We start from the raw sequence: 15,444 nt of genomic DNA, 5'->3' as shown, positions 1-15,444 counted from the left end.
GCGCGGGGCCTTCCCGCGTGCTGTGACCAGCCTGGATGCGGTACCTGACACCTCTTGTCAGGTACCGCGGCACAATGGGCCCATGCGTGCCGACCGGCTGCTCTCCCTGCTCCTGCTGCTCCAGAACCGCGGCCGGATGACCGCCCCGGAGCTGGCGGCGGAGCTGGAGGTGTCCGTCCGTACGGTGTACCGGGACGTCGAGGCGCTCGGCGCGGCCGGTGTGCCCGTGTGCGCCGACCGGGGGCCCGCGGGCGGGTACCGGCTGATGGATGGCTACCGGACGCGGCTGACCGGGCTCACCGACGCCGAGGCGGCCTCGCTGTTCCTGGCCGGGGCGCCGGGGCCCGCGCGGGAGCTGGGGCTGGGCGCGGTGCTGGCCACCGCGCAGCTGAAGCTCCAGGCCGCGCTGCCGGCCGGGCCGGCGGACCGGGCCCGGCTCGTGCGGGACCGCTTCCACCTGGACGCGCCCGCCTGGTTCCGGGACGCCGACCCGGTGCCGCACCTGGCCGCGGTGGCGGCGGCGGTGTGGGAGCAGCGGGCGGTGCGGGTGGAGTACCGGCGCTGGTCGGGCGAGGCCCGGCAGCGGGAGCTGCACCCGCTGGGCGTCGTCCTCAAGGGCGGCATCTGGTACCTGGTGGCGGCGCCGGCGGGGGAGGGCGTACGCACCTACCGGGTGTCGCGGCTGCTGTCGGTGCGGGAGACGGGGGAGGGCTTCGAGCGGCCGGCCGGGTTCGAGCTGGCGGCGTACTGGGCGGAGTCCTCCCGGCGCCTGGAGGCGGCGCTCCGGCAGGGGGTGGCGCGGCTGCGGGTCTCGCCGCGTGCGCAGCGGCTGCTGCCGGTGCAGTTCGGGGCGCCGGGGGTGCGGGCGCTGGAGGGTGCCGGGCCGGCGGACGGGGACGGCTGGGCGGAGGTGGAGCTGCCGGTGGAGTCGCAGGCCGTGGCGGTGGGGGACCTGCTCCGGCTGGGTGCGGAGGCGGAGGTGCTCGGCCCGCCGGAGCTGCGGGCGGCGGTGGCCGCGGCGGTGGCCGTCCTGGCGGGCCGCTATGCGGTGCCCGTACCGCCCGTACCGGCAGCGGGAGTTGACGGCTCTGTATGATCCCCTCCCGTACCTGGGGAGGGCGGGAGGCATGGAGCCGTTAGGGCCGTCGGGGCCGTCGCACGTGGGGCCGTTCCGTGTGCTGGGCGTGCTCGGCGAGGGCGGTATGGGCCGCGTGCTGCTGGGCGCCGCGCCGGACGGGCGGCTGGTCGCCGTCAAACAGGTCCTCGCGCGGTTCGCCGACGACGACGGGTTCCGGGCCCGGTTCCGGCGGGAGGTCGCGGCGTCCCGCAAGGTCTCGGGGGCCTACACGGCGGCCGTGATGGAGGCCGACGCGGACGCGCGGACCCCCTGGCTGGCCTCGGTGTTCGTCTCCGGACCCTCGCTGGGGGCGGCCGTCGCGGCGGTCGGGGCGCTGCCCGAGGAGACCGTACGCCGCCTCGCGGCCGGGCTGGCGTCGGCCCTCGCGGAGATCCACCGGGCGGGTCTGGTGCACCGGGACCTGAAGCCCGAGAACGTACTGCTCGCCGAGGACGGGGTCCGGGTGATCGACCTGGGCATCGCGCGGACGGCCGAGAGCGGGGCCGACACCCGGCTGACGCACACGGGGCTGGTGATCGGCTCGCCGCCGTTCATGTCGCCCGAGCAGGCCGAGGGGCGGGAACTGACCCCGGCGAGCGACGTGTTCTCGCTGGGTTCGGTGCTGTTCCTGGCCGCCACGGGACGCAACCCGTTCGCGGGGTCGTCGACCCTCATGACCCTGTACCACGTGGTGCACGCGGAGCCGGACCTGTCGGCCGTGCCGGCGGGGCTGCGGCTCGCGGTGGAGCGCTGCCTGGCCAAGGATCCGGCCGCCCGCCCGGCCCCGGCGGAGCTGCTGGGCCTCCTCGGGCCGGTGGTCCCGGCGGGGCGCCTGCCGTGGCCTCCGGCGGTGCACCGGATGATCGCCGAGCAGGGGGCCGCCATCGACCGCCTGCTCGGCGGCGCCGCCGGGACCCGGCCGGTCGAGCCGGAGGCGGCGGCGCCGGTCGCGGTCCCCGTGCCCGCCGAGCGGACGGCCCGGCGGCAGGACCCGGCCCCGGGCCGGGGGCGCGCGGCGACGCCGGACGTGGCGCGGGACCCGTACGCGGACCCGTACGCGGCCCCGGATTCGGCCGGCGGCCCGGACCCGGTCGGGGGCTCGACCGCGGACCCGGCCGGGGACCGCGACCCGGCCGGTGGCCCGGGCCCGGACCCGGACCCGGTCGGGGACGCGGCCACGGTCGTGGCCGTTCCCGGGCGGGCCGCCGGGGGAACCCGACCGGCGCTCGTCCCGCTTCCGGACGAACCGCCCGTCACCGTGGGCGCACTGGCTCCCGGGCCGGGCCGGCGGCCTTCGCGCCGGAGCGTGCTGCGCGTGGCCGGTCCGGTGGTGGGGGTCCTCGCCCTGGTGGCGGCCGGTGCCGGCGTATGGGCGTACGGGCAGCAGCCCGGCGGGTGGTGGGGCGAGGCGGTGCACACGAAGCTGGACCGCTGCGACGCCGCGGGCGCCAAGCTGCCGCTGCCGGCCGGGGTGGACCGGGCGCCGACGCTGGACACCGTCCTGCCGGCGCGCGGGGCCGGTCCCGTCACCTCGGTGCGCTGCTACTGGTTCGGCGAGGGGAAGCCCCGCGTGATCGCGGAGTGGGCTCTGAAGCTCGACGGCGAGGGCAGCCGCGACGGGCCCGAGGAGCAGCGGAAGCGGCTCGCCTCGGACCGGCGGACGGTGGAGGCGGCTGTGCGGTCGGTGGCGCAGACGGCGGTGGGGCTCGGCGACGAGACGCTGTGGAAGGACAGCTGCGAACTCGTGGTCCGTGACGGGAACCTCAGGCTCTCCGTGTGGAGCGGAAGCGGTGCGGACGAGGGTGCGCCGTCCGGGAGCGGGTCCGGCGGGAGCGGGTCGCCCGCCGAGCCGCCCGAGTGCCGGTCGGAGGTCGTGGCGATCGCCCGCGCCGCCCTCGCGGCCTTGCCGGCCGGCTGAGCGAGCGCGGCGGGCCGGCGCCGGCGCTCGCGCACGTACGCCGGGCGGTGCCGGCCCGCCGGAACGCGGGCGGAGCGGCCGCCCGCTCCGCCCGCCCGCCGGATCGCCCCGCCGCCCCGCCCGACCGCGTCGGCCCGCGGGCTCGTGCCGGTCCGGGGCGAGACGGTCGCCCGGGCCGCCCCTCCGGCTGGGCCCCCTTCACCCCCCGCCGGGAGGCGTCAGGCGGCGCGGGTTGCTCGTGCCGCAGGTCAGGCAGACCAGCCAGTCGCGGAGTTCGCCCGTGTCCGTCACCCAGGGCTCGCCCGCGGCGTTGGAGTCCTCCTCGCCGCAGAAGGGGCAGGTCCCCTCGTCGCCCTCCAGGCGCCGCATGGGGCGCAGCGGCCGGTCGGTGCCCCGGCGGTGGCCCAGCCAGCCGCATCCGGTGCACTGCCACCACTGTTCGGGCCGCGGTGACGGCGGTGCCCCGCCCCAGCGGTTGCGGCGGTACGTGACGTTCAGCGCCGTCAGCGCTCTCCCGCAGCGCGGGCAGTCCGGGCTCATGGCGACAGCCCACCGCAGCCCCGGCTCCCGCCGCAAGGGGAGTGCCGAGAAGAGGGTGTTTCTGACCTTCCGTCAGATTGAAACGTGTTCTAGTCTGCCGCGCATGGGCATCGGAATCACGCAAGAGCAGCGGGAGTTGGCCGACGCCGTGCGCGGCTGGGTGGCGCGGGCCGTACCGCCCGAGGAGGTGCGCAAACTGCTCGACGCCCCGCCGCAGGCGGGCACGCGGCCCGGCTACTGGGACGGGCTGGCCGCGTCCGGGCTGCTGGCGCCGCACCTGGAGGGCGGGACCCTGCTGGATCTGGCCGTCGTGGTGGAGGAGGCCGCCCGGGCGGCGCTGCCCGGGCCCTTCCTGCCGAGCGCGCTGGCCTCCGTACTCCTGGACCGGGCGGGTGCCGAGCCGCTCGACGCGCGCGTCGGGGCCGTCGCCCTCGGGGCGGGCGGTGTCCCCGCCGTCGCCGCCGAGGGCGGCGGCTGGCGGCTGGACGGGGTCGCGCCGCCCGTGCTCGGCGCCGGCGAGGCCGACCTCGTGCTGCTCGCCGCCGAGACGGACGGCGGGACCCGCTGGTACGCCGTGGACGCCGCCGCGCTGGAGATCCGCACCCACGAGAGCGCCGACCCCACCCGGCCCACCGCCGAGGTCCGCGCGCGGGCCGTCACCGTCCCGCCCGGCCGGCTGCTCGACCTGGACCCCGGCCTCGTCCTGGACCTGGCCCGCACCCTGTTCGCCGCCGACGCCTGCGGCACCGCCGCCTGGGCGCTCCACACCGCCGCCGAGTACGCGAAGACGCGCGAGCAGTTCGGCAGCCCCATCGGCCGCTTCCAGGGCGTCAAGCACCTGTGCGCCGACATGCTGGTCCGCCTCGAACAGGCCCGCGCCCTCGCCTGGGACGCCGCCAACAGCGCGGGCGAGACCGCCACCGCCACCGACGCCGCGCCCGCCGGTCGGGCCGCGCAGGCGCGTTCGCTCGCCGCCGCCCTCGCCGCCGCGACCGCCCTCGACGCCGCCTGGTCCTGCGCCAAGGACTGCATCCAGATCCTCGGCGGCATCGGCTTCACCTGGGAGCACGACGCCCACCTCTACCTGCGCCGCGCCCTCGTCGCCCGGCAGCTCCTCGGCCCCGGCGACGCCCACCGCATCCACGCCGTACGCCTCGCCGCCGCCGGCGCACGGCGCGAGCTGCGCCTCGAACTCCCGGCGGAGGCCGACGCCCACCGGGCCGCCGCCCGCGCCGCCATCGCCGCGGCGCGCGGCCTCGACCCGGCCGCCGCCCGCCGCGCACTGGCCCCCACCGGCTACGCGGCGCCCTACCTCCCGCCGCCGTACGGACTCGGCGCCGGACCCGTCGAACAGCTCGTCGTCCAGCAGGAGCTGAAGGAGGCCGGGGTCAGGATCGCCGACCTCGGCATCGCCACCTGGGTCGTGCCCTCGCTGCTCGCCTACGGCACCGACGAGCAGCGCGCCGCCCACCTCCTGCCGACCCTGCGCGGGGACACCACCTGGTGCCAGCTCTTCTCCGAGCCGGGCGCGGGATCCGACCTGGCCTCGCTGCGGACCCGCGCCGAGCGCACCCCCGACGGCTCCTGGAAGGTCAACGGGCAGAAGGTGTGGACGAGTTCCGCGCACACCGCCGACTTCGGGATCCTGCTGGCCCGCACGGACCCGGCCGCGCCCAAGCACAAGGGGCTCGGCTACTTCGTCGTCGACATGAAGAACACCCCGGGCATCGAGATCCGCCCGCTCAAGGAGATCACCGGCGAGGCCCTCTTCAACGAGGTCTGGTTCGAGGACGCCGTCCTCCCCGCCGACGCCCTGGTCGGAGCGGCCGACGGCGGCTGGAAGGTCGCCCGCAACACCCTCGGCAACGAGCGCGTCCACATGGCCGACCAGATGACCTTCGACATCGGCCTGGAGGCGCTGATCGCCCGTTCCGCCGGACTCGACGACTCCTACCGGGCCCGCATCGGCGCGCTCGCCGCCGAGGCGCACGCCCTCGCCTGCATCGGCCTGCGGACCACCCTCCAGCAGGTGTCCGGGCTGGAGCCGGGCGCGGGTGCGTCCGTACGCAAGCTCGTGCAGACCCCCCACCAGCAGCGGACCGCCGAGCTGGCCCTCGAACTGCTCGGCCCGGCGGGCGCGGTGCGCGAGGGGGCGGGGGAGCGGGCCGTGCACGGGACGCTCATGTCCCGCTGCCTGACCATCGCCGGGGGCACCACGCAGGTCCAGCTGAACGTCGTCGCCGAGCGGATCCTCGGCCTCCCCAGGGACTAGGAGTCAAGGGACATGAAGTCGTACATCGTGGGCGTCGGCATGACCAGGTTCGAGAAGCCGGAGTCACGGGACTGGCAGTACTGGGACATGGTCAAGGAGGCCGGCGGCGCCGCGCTCGCCGACGCGGGCGTGGACTACGGGCTCGTCGAGCAGGTCCCGGCCGGCTACTGCTTCCAGCCCTCCACCGCCGGGCAGCGGGCGGCGTACGAACTGGGCCTGACCGGCGTGCCCGTCTACAACGTCAACAACAACTGCGCGACGGGTTCGACGGCGCTGATGATGGCGCGGCAGTTCGTCCAGGGCGGTCTGGCCGACTGCGTGCTCGCCGTCGGCTTCGAGAAGATGAAGCGCGGCGCGCTGGGCGGCGGCGCGGACGGGGGTGACTTCAAGACGTCCCCGGTGGCCAGGCACTACGGGATCATGGCGGCCGCGCACGGCTTCGAGATGTCCCCGCCCACCGCGCAGATCTTCGGCAACGCGGCCCGCGAGCACATGGAGCGGTACGGGACCACGCCCGCCCAGCTGGCGGCGGTCGGCGCCAAGAACCACCGCCACTCCGCGAACAACCCGAACGCGCAGTTCCAGGACGTGTACACGGTCGAGGAGGTCCTCGCGGCCAAGACCATCCACGACCCGCTGACCAAGCTCCAGTGCTCGCCCACCTCCGACGGGGCCGCGGCGGCGGTCGTCGTCTCGGAGCGGTTCGTGGTGGCCCACGGACTGCACGACAAGGCCGTCGAGATCGTCGCGCAGGCGATGACCACGGACACCGCCGAGAGCTTCGGCGGCTCCTGCATCGACGTCGTCGGCAAGCCGATGACGGCCGCCGCCGGCCGCAAGGTGTACGAGGACTCCGGGCTCGGCATCGAGGACGTCGACGTCGTCGAGCTGCACGACTGCTTCTCCGTCAACGAACTGCTGACGTACGAGGCGCTCGGCATGTGCGCGGACGGGGCCTCCGGCAAGCTCGTGGAGAGCGGCGCGACGACGTACGGCGGGCGGTGGGTGGTCAACCCGTCGGGCGGCCTGATCTCCAAGGGCCACCCGCTCGGGGCGACGGGGCTCGCGCAGGCGGCGGAACTGGTGTGGCAGCTGCGCGGCGAGGCGGGCCCCCGCCAGGTCCCCGGCGCCCGGGTCGGGCTCGCGCACAACATCGGGCTGGGCGGCGCGGCGGTGGTGACCCTGCTGCGGAGGTAGCTCGCGCGGGGCCCCTACGCGGTCACCAGCCGCGGCATCAGGCGCAGGGCGTTCTCCCGGTTGACGGCCCGGCGCAGCGCGGGCGTCAGCGCCGGGTCGGCGGCCAGCGCGGGGACGGCGACGTCCGTGACCACGTCGGCGGGGCAGGCCGGCCAGTCGCTGCCGAACAGGATCCGGGCGGGGTCGACGGTGGCCAGCAGGGTGCCGGCCGGGGACATGGGGCCGGCGGTGTCGTAGTAGAAGCGGCGCAGGTGGTCCCGGACCACCGCTGGGTCGACCGGGGGGTCGAAGGAGCCCGCGAAGGCCTCCAGCCGGGTCGCGATGTGCGGGAGGAATCCGCCGCCGTGCGGCAGGATCACGGACAGGTTGGGGAAGCGGTCCAGGGTCCGGTTGCGGATCATGTTGGCGGCGGCGCGGGTGGTGTCGAGGAGGAAGTCGCACAGGAAGTTCGGCACCCCGGGCACGGTCACCCCGGGCGGCCCGCCGGCCCCTGGCCCGCCGGCCCCTGGCCTGCCGGCCGTAGGGGCGGCACCGGGCATGCCCGGCCGTCCGGAAGCGTACGGTCCCTCCGGCCCCGTCGCCCCTGGCCCGCCGTCCGCGGGCTGCGGGCTCCCGGCCGTGCCCGGCCGGCCGGGGTGTCCGGGCGCCGCGTGCCCGCCGGCCCCCGCCGGGCCCGGCGGCGGGTGGGGAAGGTTGTGGGGGTGGGTGTCCACCACCGCGGAGCGGTCGTCCAGTTCGGCGAAGATCCCGTCGTACACGGGGTCGCCCAGGTACACCCCGCCGTAGTTGGCGGTGACGTTCACCCCGACCGCGCCCAGCTCGTCCAGCCCGTGGCGCAGCGCCCAGGAGGACACCTCCAGGTCGTCCAGGAACAGCGGGACGTGGAAGAAGAACCGCCCCGGGTGCGCCTCGGCGGCCTCCACCGCCGCCCGCAGCGTCACCGTGACGGCCTCCCGCAGCTGCGCGGAGCTCTCGTACCGCGCGGGCAGCATCGGCTTGAGCACGGCCGTGGCGATCCCGGCCCGGTCCATCAGCGCGAGCGCGGACTCCGCGTCCCAGTGGGCCCACGGCGGCAGCGCCCGGGGGTTCACCAGCCCCCGCGCCTCACCCCACTCCCGCCACTGGGGCGCGCAGAAGTGGTGGTGGACGTCGATCACCGCCCGGCTGCCGTCGTCCTCGTGTTCCGGGGCCGTGGAACCGGTCAGTGACGCACCGCTGGCGGCGAAACCGCCGGCACCGTATTCCGGCATGCGCGCATTCCCTCTCTTCGGGCCGCGGAACGTGTCTCGGAACGTGTCGCGGAACGGGATCAGCGCACACCTTAGGGCGGGCCCGCCCCGGCGCCGCCCGGACATTCCCGAGGGGGAGGATTCGGCTCCGAACGGGTCAACGCGGTTTTGCCTTCATTCGGCCGAGGGAAAGGAGCCGACTGTCAATTCCGGGTTACCCGAGAGGTATGGGCGCGTGACGACTGAACCGACGGTGGCAGTGGGGGACGGACCCGCCCTCGAAGAAGCGGTGGAGGCGGTGACGAAGGGCACGCCCGAATACCGGCAGTGCCCCTATCCGGTCTACCGGTCGCTGCGCGAACAGGCCCCGATCGCCCGGCTGACCCCCGGCCACGGGGTCGACACGTACCTCGTCACCCGGTACGAGGACGCCCACGCGGTCCTCGCCGACCACCGCATCGGCAAGGACATGCACGAGGCCATCGACACGTACCACGCCCTCTTCGGGGACGCGTGCGAGGCGCTCGACGACAACCTCCTCTTCGCGGACCCGCCCCGGCACACCCGGCTGCGCCACATCGCCAAGACGGCCTTCACCCCGCGCCACGTCAAGGACCTGCGCCCGCACATCCAGGAGCTGGTGGACGGGCTGCTGGACCGGTGCCCGACCGACCAGCCCGTCGACCTGATGTCCGCCTTCGCCCTGCCGCTGCCCGTCATGGTCATCTGCGAGCTGCTCGGCATCGTCGGCGACGAGCGCGTCGAGGTGCTGAACTGGTTCGCCCAGGTCACCCGCTCCCGCTTCAGCCGGGACCTCAAGCACGAGCTGGTCGAGGCCGAGCACTGGCTGCGCGACTACTTCACGGACCTGATCCACCGCACCCGCGAGAACCCCACCGACGACTTCCTGAGCGTGCTGGCGGAAACCCCGCACGACGAGGAACCGCTGACGGACGACGAGCTCGTCTCGATGATCTGGGTGCTGCTCTTCGCCGGCCACAAGACGACCACCCTCCAGATCGGCAACTGCGTCTACAGCCTGCTGACCAATCCGGAGCAGCTGGAGGCCGTCCAGGCGAACCGGGAACTCCTGCCGCAGGCGATCGAGGAAATGGTCCGTTTCGAGGGATCGGTGGAAACCTCCACCTTCCGTTACGCGCTGGAGGACGTGGAAATCGGCGGGACGCTCATTCCGCGGGGCGCGGTCGTGCAGATCGCCCTCGCCTCGGCGAACCGCGACCCGGAGAAGTTCCCCGAGCCCGACCGGCTCGACGTCACCCGCGAGGGGCTCCAGGGCAACCACCTCGGCTTCGGCTTCGGGGCGCACTACTGCCTGGGCGCGCCGCTGGCCCGCCTGGAGCTGGAGATCTGCCTGACGTCGCTGCTGGACCGCTTCCCGGACATGGTGCTGGCGATGCCGTCGGCGCACGGCGGCGACTGGCTGAAGGGGCCGTTCCCCGCCTTCCGGGGCCTGGAGCGGCTGCCGGTGGCGCTGGACCCGTCGCGGACGGTCGACGACTGGACCAAGCCCGCGGGCTGAACCCCCGCAGGGGCGTCCCGAGGCCCTCCGCCGGACCGGCGGAGGGCCTCGAGGGTGTCCGCGGACCCTCTACGGACCCTCTACGGACCCTCTGCGGATCCCGTGAGCGCGGGGTCGATCACCGTCTCGCCCATGGAGGCGCGGCGCAGGCAGTCGGCGAGGTCCTCGACGGGGCCGTCCCGCAGGACCAGTCCGGCCGCGCCCGCCGCCAGGGCCGCCTCCGGCAGGCCGGGGCGGGCCGAGCGGGCGGTGACCAGGACCCGGCATTCGGGGTCCTCGGCCAGCAGGGCGGTCACCGCGGCGACCTCCTCCACCAGCGCCACCTCGGGCCGGGCCACGGGGGAGTCGACCACCTCGATGTCCGGCTGGAGGCCGAGCAGCAGCGCGAGTGCCGGGTCCGGTGGTTCCAGCAGGACGCGCAGCGAGCGGGCGGGCCGGTGCGTCACGGGCATTTCGTCCACCGGCGAAGCGTAACCGCCGGTGTCCGGCGCGGCGGGCAACACGCCTCGGCCAAAGGTCATCTGACGTGAAGTCAGGAGTCTTCCCAAGTGCTGGGGCGTGCGTTATACATGCCTTCAGCCGACGCTAGAACGCGTTCTAGAACGCGTCCGGCGTCCGGCTCCGCATACGACCTCGGTGCGGCCGACGGTGCGGACGGCCGCGCCGGGGTCTTCCAAGGAACCGAAGGAGCAGCATCCTCATGCCGATCGATGCCGCGAGGGCCCTGGCCGCCGAACCCCGACAGGGGAACATCGGCTGGGACCACAAGGACATCCAGCTCTACCACCTCGGCCTCGGAGCGGGCACGTCGCTGAACGGGCAGAGCCTCGCCACGGACCCCGACGAGCTCCGCTACACCCTGGAGTCCAAGCTCCACGTCCTGCCGAGCTTCGCGACCGTCGCCGGAGCCGGGATGGCCATGCTCGGCGGCCTCGCCGCCCCCGGCATCGAGGTCAACCTCGCCAACGTCCTGCACGGCGGCCAGTCCATCGAGCTGCACCGGCCCATCCCCGTCAAGGGGAGCGCCACCTCCTCCGCCAAGGTCGCCGCCCTCTACGACAAGGGCAAGGCGGCGGTGATCGTGCTGCGCACCGAGGTCGCGGACGCCGACGGGCCGCTCTGGACCAGCGACGCGCAGATCTTCGTACGCGGTGAGGGCGGCTTCGGCGGCGAGCGCGGCCCCTCCGTCAAGGAGGAACTGCCCGGCCGCGCCCCCGACCGCACCGAGGAGCGGGCCATCCGCGAGGAGCAGGCGCTGCTCTACCGCCTCTCCGGGGACTGGAACCCCCTCCACGCCGACCCGGAGTTCGCCAAACTGGCCGGCTTCGACAAGCCGATCCTGCACGGCCTGTGCTCGTACGGGATGACCCTCAAGGCCGTCGTCGACACCGTCCTCGACGGGGACGTGTCCCGGGTCCGCGGCTACCGCACGCGCTTCGCCGGGATCGTCTTCCCGGGGGAGACGCTGCGCATCCGGATGTGGCGCGAGGAGGGCCGCGTCCTGGTCTCGGTGACCGCCGTCGAACGCGACGACGCACCGGTCCTCGCCGACACCGTCGTCGAACACTCGTAGCACCTCGTAGTACTTCGTAGCACCCACTAAGGAGCCGCACCGTGCGCGCAGCACTGCAGAGCGAGATAGGCCAGGACAAGCTCGAAGTCGTCGACGACATGGAGGCCGTGGGCTTCGGCCCCGGCAAGGTCAGGATCCGCATCAAGGCCACCGGCCTGTGCCACTCGGACCTCTCCGCGATGAGCGGCGTACTGCCGCAGCCCGCCCCCTTCATACCCGGCCACGAGGGCTCCGGCGTGATCACGGACGTCGGCGACGGGGTCACCTCCCACCGGATCGGCGACCGCGTCCTCGTCTGCTGGCTGCCGCCCTGCGGCCACTGTCCCGCCTGCAAGCGCGGCCAGGGCCACCTGTGCCTGGAGGCCTTCGGGAACGTCGCCACCCCCAACTTCAAGCGCTCCGCCGGCGACGTGTTCGGCTTCGCCGGCACCGGCACCTTCGCGGAGGAGATGGTCGTCCCGGCCGCCTGCGCCGTCCCGATCCCCGACGACCTGCCCTTCGACATCGCCGCCCTCATCGGCTGCGGCGTCACCACCGGACTCGGAGCGGCCATCAACACCGCGAAGGTGGAGGCCGGCTCCTCGGTCGCCGTCATCGGCTGCGGCGGCGTCGGCATCTCCGTCATCCAGGGCGCCAAGGTCCAGGGCGCGGCCCAGATCATCGCCGTCGACCCGGTCGCCTCGCGGCGCGAGGCCGCCCTGCGGTTCGGCGCCACCGAGGCCGTCTCCCCGGAGGAGTTCGCCGACGCCAAGAACCGGATCACCGCCGGCGAGGGCTTCGACTACGTCTTCGAGGTCGTCGGCAAGTCCGCGACCGCGCAGAAGGCGTACGAGATGACCCGCCGCGGCGGCTCCGTCGTCGTGGTCGGCGCGGGCGCCCTCGACGACAACTTCCAGGTCAACATGTTCTCCCTGTTCTTCGACGAGAAGAAGATCCTGCCCTCGATGTACGGCGGCGGCGACGTCCTGCGCTCCTACGAGCGCACCATCGCGCTGTGGCGGGCCGGCCGGATCGACCTGGAGAACCTGATCACCCACCGGGTGAACCTGGCCGAGATCAACGACGCCCTGGACCAGATGCGCACCGGCGTGGCCCTGCGCACCTGCATCGAACTCTGAGACCGCTGCTCACCGACCGCTGCTCACCGCTGAGAGGAACGCCACGGATGTCACTCCCACTTGAGGGGCTCTCCGCCATCGTCACCGGCGCCGGCCGCGGCCTCGGCCGGGCCGAGGCCCTCGAACTCGCCCGGCTCGGCGCGAGCGTCGTCGTCAACGACTTCGGGCAGAGCGGCCGCGACGGCTCGGGCGAGGCCTCGGCCGCCCCGGCGGAGCAGGTGGCCGAGGAGATCCGCGCGGCGGGCGGCCGGGCGGTGGCCCACCTGGGCGACGTGGCCGACTTCGAGCAGGCCCGGGAGCTGGTCGAGCTCGCCGTCTCCTCCTTCGGCAAGCTCGACGTCCTCGTCAACAACGCGGGCATCCTGCGCGACCGGATGGTCTTCTCCATGACGGAGGACGAGTGGGACTCGGTCATCCGGGTCCACCTCAAGGGCCACTTCAACACCACCCACTTCGCCGCCGCGCACTGGCGGGAGCGCTCGAAGGCGGCCGGCGGCCCGGTGTACGGGCGGATCGTCAACACCTCCTCGGAGGCCTTCCTCGGCGGTTCGGCCGGCCAGCCCAACTACGCGGCCGCCAAGGGCGGCATCGTCGGCCTGACCACCTCGACCGCCCTGGCCCTGGCCAAGTACGGGGTGACGGCCAACGCGATCTGCCCGCGCGCCCGCACCCGGATGACCGAGGACGTCTTCGCCGGCTTCCAGGTCCCGGAGGAGGGCGAGCTCGACGCCCTCGCCCCCGAGCACGTCTCCCCGCTGGTCGGCTACCTGGCCTCGCCGGCCTCCGCCAAGGCCAACGGGCAGCTCTTCGTCGTGCACGGCGGGATCGTCGTCGTGATGGAACGCCCCCGGGTGGCGGCGAAGTTCGACACGGCCAAGGAGGTCTTCTCCTACGAGGAGCTCGACGCCCTCCTCACCCCGCACTACGACTCCCGCCCGGCGAACGAGACCTTCGCGGCGGCCGAGGTCCTGGGCCTCAAGCACGGCTGAGCCGGTGCGCGTAGGCGGCCCGGGGCGGGGACCCCCGGGCCGCCTACGCGTTCCCGTCCGGGGTCAGTCCAGGAAGGCGAGCGCCGCGCGCAGGTCGTCCGGCCCGCGGTAGTGGACGCCGGTCATCCCGAAGGCGACGGCCGCCTCCACGTTCTCCTGCCGGTCGTCCACGAACAGGCACCGCTGCGGGGCGGCGCCCGCCCGCTCGGCGGCGATGGCGTAGATCTCCGGGTCCGGCTTGGCCACGCCCTCCCGGGCGCTGCTGACCACGTGGTCCGCGAGGTCGGTCAGCCCCATCGCCGCCAGGTCCTCGTCCAGGTCCAGCGCGGCGTTGGTCACCAGCACCAGCGACAGCCCGGCCGCCCGCGCCCCGCGCAGTACGGACACCACCGCCTGGTCGGCCGCGAACGGGGACCGGGTCATCGCCTCGGCCAGCTCCCACGCCCGTGGCTCGTAGAAGTCCTCCCGCAGCTGCTCGGCTATGGACTGCGCCCACTGGTCCCGGGTGATCCGCCCGAGCAGCAGCGGCCGGTCCAGTTCGGGCGAGAACGCCAGCCTCGCGACGGTGCCCACGTGGAGGCCCGCCGTGCGTTCCAGTTCGGTCAGCGCGCTGGTGTCGTAGAAGCGGATGACGTTGTCGAGGTCGCACAGCAGCGCGTCGAAGGGCCTGCCGGTGCCGGGGGCTTCGGGGTTCGTCATCCCCTTTTCCTATCAGGGGCCCCGTAGGCGACCCCGTACGGGTCTCAGCCCAGCGGAGCCTGCTGCAGCGGCACCGGCCGCGGGGCCGGCGGCGGGGGCGGGTCCACGCGCACCGGCGGCGGCGGGGCGGCGGGCTGGCTCAGGCTGACGACGCCGCACGGCACCCCGGGGGTGGCGTACGGCAGGCGGAGCCGCCCGTCCGGGGTCCACAGCCCGCTCCCGAGCCAGCCCTCCGGGGCGCCGAGCCGGAAGACGTACCGGTCGGCGGGACGCCACAGCGCGAGCCCGCCGTCGCCGACCCGGAGCGCCACCCCGCAGGTCTCCGGCATCAGGACCTGGCCCGGCTGCACCGCGAAGGGGTGGGCGTCCTCCAGCCGCAGGCACTCCGGGAAGCGGACCGGGCGCTCGCTGCCCAGCACCCCCCAGCCGAGCCGGGACTCGCCCGGGGCGTCCGAGCGGATCAGCAGCAGCCCGCTGTCAGGGGCCGCCAGCAGCAGCCGGTCGTCGCTGTCCTCCGCGATCTGGAGCAGCGGGCTGACCACCCCGCCCCGCCCCAGGTCCACGGCGACGGCCTTGGTGCGGCCCTCCGCCTCGCGGTCCAGTGCCAGCAGCCGGCCCGTACGGTCCAGCCAGACCCCGCCCGAGCAGCGGCCCGGGACCACCGCGACCCGCTCGGGCCCGCCGGAGCCCCCGGCCACCCGCCAGACGGTGCTCTCCCCGTCCCCCACCGCCAGGGCGAAGGCCCCGCACCCGTCCGGGGACGGCGGCAGCAGGCGGACCCGCAGCCCCTCCTCGGCGTCGACCGAGCCGAGCCGGAACTCCCCGGTGCGGGGGCCGGAGGCGGCGCCCGAGGGGTAGAGGAGGGAGAAGTCGTGCCGGTCGGCGACCCGGCGGTGGATCAGCACCTGCCCGTCGGCCAGCGCCAGCACCTCGCTGTCGGCCTCCTCCGGCTGCGCGAGCGGCAGCGGCACCGCGTACGGCTCGGGCCCGCCCAGCGTCCAGCGCTCGGGATAGCGGGCCTCGCCCTCGCCGGCCAGCCGGGCCGCGTACGCCCCGTCGGCGGACACCGCCAGGGCGGGGGCCGGGGCCGCCGGGGCCGGGGCCGCGGGGGCCGCTGCGGCCGGGGCCTCCGGCTCCCCGGGGACCTCAGGGGCCTCGGCGGCCTCGGGGTCCGGGAGCGCGGTGGTCGTCGTGATCTCGGTGGCACAGACAGTCATCCGGGCCGTCACCTCCGGGGAGGAAGCTAGTTTTC

Annotated in this window: 13 protein-coding genes; 8 read left to right on the top strand and 5 right to left on the bottom strand. The window is 74.9% G+C overall.

Annotated features, from left to right (window positions below; translation table 11 throughout):
• The first annotated feature begins 82 nt into the window (after positions 1 to 82).
• Positions 83 to 1,096 carry a helix-turn-helix transcriptional regulator gene (locus ACQKM2_RS33815; protein WP_427716659.1) on the top strand — a complete coding sequence of 338 codons (1,014 nt, stop codon included), beginning with the start codon at positions 83 to 85 and terminating at the stop codon, positions 1,094 to 1,096.
• A 64-nt stretch (positions 1,097 to 1,160) separates the two neighbouring features.
• Positions 1,161 to 3,035, top strand: a complete 1,875-nt coding sequence (locus ACQKM2_RS33810; protein ID WP_427716656.1) for a protein kinase domain-containing protein — start codon at positions 1,161 to 1,163, stop codon at positions 3,033 to 3,035.
• Between the two features lie 198 nt (positions 3,036 to 3,233).
• On the opposite strand, the gene ACQKM2_RS33805 is transcribed toward ACQKM2_RS33810, so the two are convergent.
• Positions 3,234 to 3,575, bottom strand: coding sequence for a hypothetical protein (locus ACQKM2_RS33805; protein ID WP_427716654.1), 342 nt, complete (start codon positions 3,573 to 3,575; stop codon positions 3,234 to 3,236).
• Positions 3,576 to 3,678: 103 nt separating this feature from the next.
• Between ACQKM2_RS33805 and ACQKM2_RS33800 the strand changes: the two genes are divergently transcribed.
• Positions 3,679 to 5,847, top strand: coding sequence for an acyl-CoA dehydrogenase (locus tag ACQKM2_RS33800; RefSeq protein WP_427716652.1), 2,169 nt, complete (start codon positions 3,679 to 3,681; stop codon positions 5,845 to 5,847).
• Positions 5,848 to 5,859: 12 nt separating this feature from the next.
• The gene (locus ACQKM2_RS33795; RefSeq protein WP_427716650.1) at positions 5,860 to 7,044 is read left to right on the top strand and encodes a lipid-transfer protein; all 1,185 of its coding nucleotides are present in this window, start codon (positions 5,860 to 5,862) and stop codon (positions 7,042 to 7,044) included.
• 14 nt (positions 7,045 to 7,058) lie between these two features.
• Here the strand turns inward: ACQKM2_RS33795 and ACQKM2_RS33790 are convergent, their stop codons facing one another.
• Complete coding sequence (locus tag ACQKM2_RS33790; RefSeq protein ID WP_427716648.1) at positions 7,059 to 8,294, bottom strand: amidohydrolase family protein; 1,236 nt, start codon at positions 8,292 to 8,294, stop codon at positions 7,059 to 7,061.
• A 214-nt stretch (positions 8,295 to 8,508) separates the two neighbouring features.
• On the opposite strand from ACQKM2_RS33790, the gene ACQKM2_RS33785 reads away from it, so the two are divergent.
• Entirely contained in the window at positions 8,509 to 9,813 is a 1,305-nt protein-coding gene (locus ACQKM2_RS33785) for a cytochrome P450 family protein (protein ID WP_427716647.1), read from the top strand.
• An 80-nt stretch (positions 9,814 to 9,893) separates the two neighbouring features.
• Here ACQKM2_RS33785 and ACQKM2_RS33780 read toward each other — a convergent pair whose 3' ends face one another.
• Positions 9,894 to 10,265 carry a DNA-binding response regulator gene (locus ACQKM2_RS33780; protein WP_427716707.1) on the bottom strand — a complete coding sequence of 124 codons (372 nt, stop codon included), beginning with the start codon at positions 10,263 to 10,265 and terminating at the stop codon, positions 9,894 to 9,896.
• 248 nt (positions 10,266 to 10,513) lie between these two features.
• Here ACQKM2_RS33780 and ACQKM2_RS33775 point away from each other — a divergent pair, with 248 nt between their 5' ends.
• From ACQKM2_RS33775 to ACQKM2_RS33765, 3 genes are read left to right on the top strand one after another with little or no spacing between them, the layout of a single operon-like run.
• A complete protein-coding gene (locus ACQKM2_RS33775; RefSeq protein ID WP_427716645.1) occupies positions 10,514 to 11,386 on the top strand; it encodes a MaoC/PaaZ C-terminal domain-containing protein in 873 nt (290 codons plus the stop codon).
• A 41-nt stretch (positions 11,387 to 11,427) separates the two neighbouring features.
• Positions 11,428 to 12,504 (top strand): Zn-dependent alcohol dehydrogenase, encoded by a 1,077-nt coding sequence (locus ACQKM2_RS33770; protein ID WP_427716644.1) that lies wholly within the window; start codon positions 11,428 to 11,430, stop codon positions 12,502 to 12,504.
• A gap of 47 nt (positions 12,505 to 12,551) precedes the next feature.
• Positions 12,552 to 13,493 (top strand): 3-oxoacyl-ACP reductase, encoded by a 942-nt coding sequence (locus ACQKM2_RS33765; protein ID WP_427716643.1) that lies wholly within the window; start codon positions 12,552 to 12,554, stop codon positions 13,491 to 13,493.
• Between the two features lie 63 nt (positions 13,494 to 13,556).
• Here ACQKM2_RS33765 and ACQKM2_RS33760 read toward each other — a convergent pair whose 3' ends face one another.
• Both ACQKM2_RS33760 and ACQKM2_RS33755 read right to left on the bottom strand, forming a co-directional pair.
• Entirely contained in the window at positions 13,557 to 14,192 is a 636-nt protein-coding gene (locus ACQKM2_RS33760; RefSeq protein ID WP_427716642.1) for an HAD-IA family hydrolase, read from the bottom strand.
• Positions 14,193 to 14,236: 44 nt separating this feature from the next.
• Complete coding sequence (locus ACQKM2_RS33755) at positions 14,237 to 15,409, bottom strand: hypothetical protein (protein WP_427716640.1); 1,173 nt, start codon at positions 15,407 to 15,409, stop codon at positions 14,237 to 14,239.
• Between the last annotated feature and the right edge of the window lie 35 nt (positions 15,410 to 15,444).

It is taken from the genome of Streptomyces sp. NPDC004126 (assembly GCF_050275515.1).
In the GTDB taxonomy this organism is placed as follows: Bacteria; Actinomycetota; Actinomycetes; order Streptomycetales; family Streptomycetaceae; genus Streptomyces.
This window is presented reverse-complemented; position numbering and strand designations above follow the sequence as displayed.